The following is a 2,291-nucleotide window of genomic DNA, read 5'->3' as shown; positions in this document are numbered from 1 at the left end:
CTGCTGAGCCAGCATCATCGTTTTCTTAGCACGATAATTTAATTTCCGAGCAGCTTCCTGTTGCAGGGAAGAAGTTGTAAACGGTGCAGCCGGATTTCGTTTTCTTTCCTTTTTCGTTACATTCGAAATGGCAAATTCATTACCTTTAATGGCTGCAACAATCTTCTTAACATCCTCTTCAGAATGCAATTCCGTTCGTTTGCCATCCAAGCTGAAGAAAGAACCCTCAAACTGTTTTGTTCCTTTTAGGAAATCTGCTTTAATGGTCCAATATTCTTCCGGTACAAATGATTGGATCTCTCTTTCGCGATCAATAATCATCCTTACTGCTACGGATTGTACACGACCTGCGCTCAATCCTTTTTTCACCTTTTTCCAAAGCAGTGGACTAATATTATATCCAACAAGACGATCTAGCACACGTCTAGCCTGCTGAGCATCAACCAAGTTCATGTTAATCGGTCTAGGTGTTTTAAACGATTCTTTAATCGCATCCTTGGTAATTTCGTTGAAGACGACGCGGCAATCGGATGTTATATCTACATTAAGACTCTGAGCAAGGTGCCAAGCAATGGCCTCCCCTTCTCTGTCAGGGTCAGCCGCGAGATATATTTTCTTAGCTTTTTTAGCAGCTGTTTTTAATTCTTTTAGAACGGGGCCTTTACCCCGGATTGTTATATACTTAGGGTCATAATTATGTTCGACGTCTACACCCATTTGACTCTTAGGCAGATCACGTATATGTCCCATAGATGCCTTAACTTTATATTTTTTTCCTAGATATTTTTCAATTGTTTTTGCCTTTGCTGGTGACTCTACTATTACCAAAAACTCTGACATTAAAAAGTTCCTCCTCAAGAGGGAATATAAATCTCCACTATTATTAGTTATAAAAAATTGATTTGTCAATGTTTGTTTAGAATTTCTATGATGAATTTCCCTCTGAATACGGTTGAATCTGCTTATGTGTTTTCCAAGGCCTATGTTGCAAAATTTATAACAGTTTTACAATAATTACAACCTTTTTGTGTTAGAAAGCATAATAATCGTTGAAAAGTTCACTTCTCTTCATACCCCACACTTGCTCTTTTTATTCATCGGTATTCAATTTTCTATTTCCTTAAAAAAGTGATTGACCGTTCAAAATCAGATTTTAAATCCATATCAGAATTAGAACCTGCCTAGTCACTTCACCGGCTGAATCGAGATAACGTCTTCCGCCAAAAAAACACCAGAAGCGCGCGCATCCTCCCTTTGACGCACCTGAATAATTGCCTTACAGGTTCAAAGTCTGTTCCTGTATAAAATTTGAACGTACGAAGAAGAATGCCAGTCATCTGCCTAAATAAGGATAGATGATTGGCATTCACATTCTTACATAAATAGATCAGCAGTCTATAGGGGTAAGCATAGGCAGTTCATCTATGATATCGTTAGCTGTCAGCACTAGTTTAGCACCTTCCTGAATTAACCGATTCGTCCCCGTTGATAAATCATGTGATGGACTGCCAGGCACAGCAAATACTTCTCTGCCTTGTTCAAGTGCAAATTGTGCGGTGATCAAGGTTCCGCTCTTTTGTCTCGCCTCAACCACCAATACGCCTCGTGACAAACCGCTGATAATACGATTTCTCATGGGAAACATCCATGGTTCTGCTCTCCTTTGCGGCGGCGTTTCAGATATAAGCAGTCCGTTTTTCATCATTTCTCGGGCGAGCGGAATATTCCCTTTCGGATAAATATGGAAATGCCCACCACCTAACACTCCAATTGTTTTTCCTTTTTCTTTAAGGGTCAATTGGTGCGCAGCCGCATCAATTCCTACTGCAACTCCGCTAATGATTACATATTCAGCTTGTACCAGAGGCGGCAACAAGCTTTTCAGGGCTTGCAGACCGCTTATAGACGGTTTTCTTGCCCCGACCACACCTATCCCATTCATATCTTTTAAAAGACCTCTATTTCCCTTCATATAAAGAATCCAAGGCGGATCATAAATTTGTTTTAAGAGGTATGGATAGTCCTTGTCAAAATAGCTGAGTAGTTGAACATCGTTCGTTTCGTACTGGTCAAGCAATTTTTGGAGATTGAGTGAATGAAGGTCGCGAAGAAAGGAATCAAGCTTATCGGAGGGAAGCATGAGAAGTTCTGCCCACTCTTGCGTGGTTTTGGTATAGAGGGTTGATAATAGGGGATCACTGTTAAGAATTCTGCGGATTGTTTTCCAGCCTGCACCTCGGCACTGATGCAAATGAATTAATTTACTTTTCGTATTCAATTATCTCACACTC

Annotated in this window: 2 protein-coding genes; both read right to left on the bottom strand. The window is 40.3% G+C overall.

Features of this window, described 5'->3' with window-relative positions:
* The coding region (locus AC52RT_RS12175) for a type IA DNA topoisomerase (RefSeq protein ID WP_495540991.1) at positions 1-840 on the bottom strand (840 nt) is incomplete at its 3' end.
* Positions 841-1,387: 547 nt separating this feature from the next.
* Positions 1,388-2,278, bottom strand: a complete 891-nt coding sequence (dprA, locus tag AC52RT_RS12170) for a DNA-processing protein DprA (RefSeq protein ID WP_495540990.1) — start codon at positions 2,276-2,278, stop codon at positions 1,388-1,390.
* Positions 2,279-2,291 lie beyond the last annotated feature (13 nt).

Source organism: Peribacillus sp. (assembly GCF_059453735.1).
This window is presented reverse-complemented; position numbering and strand designations above follow the sequence as displayed.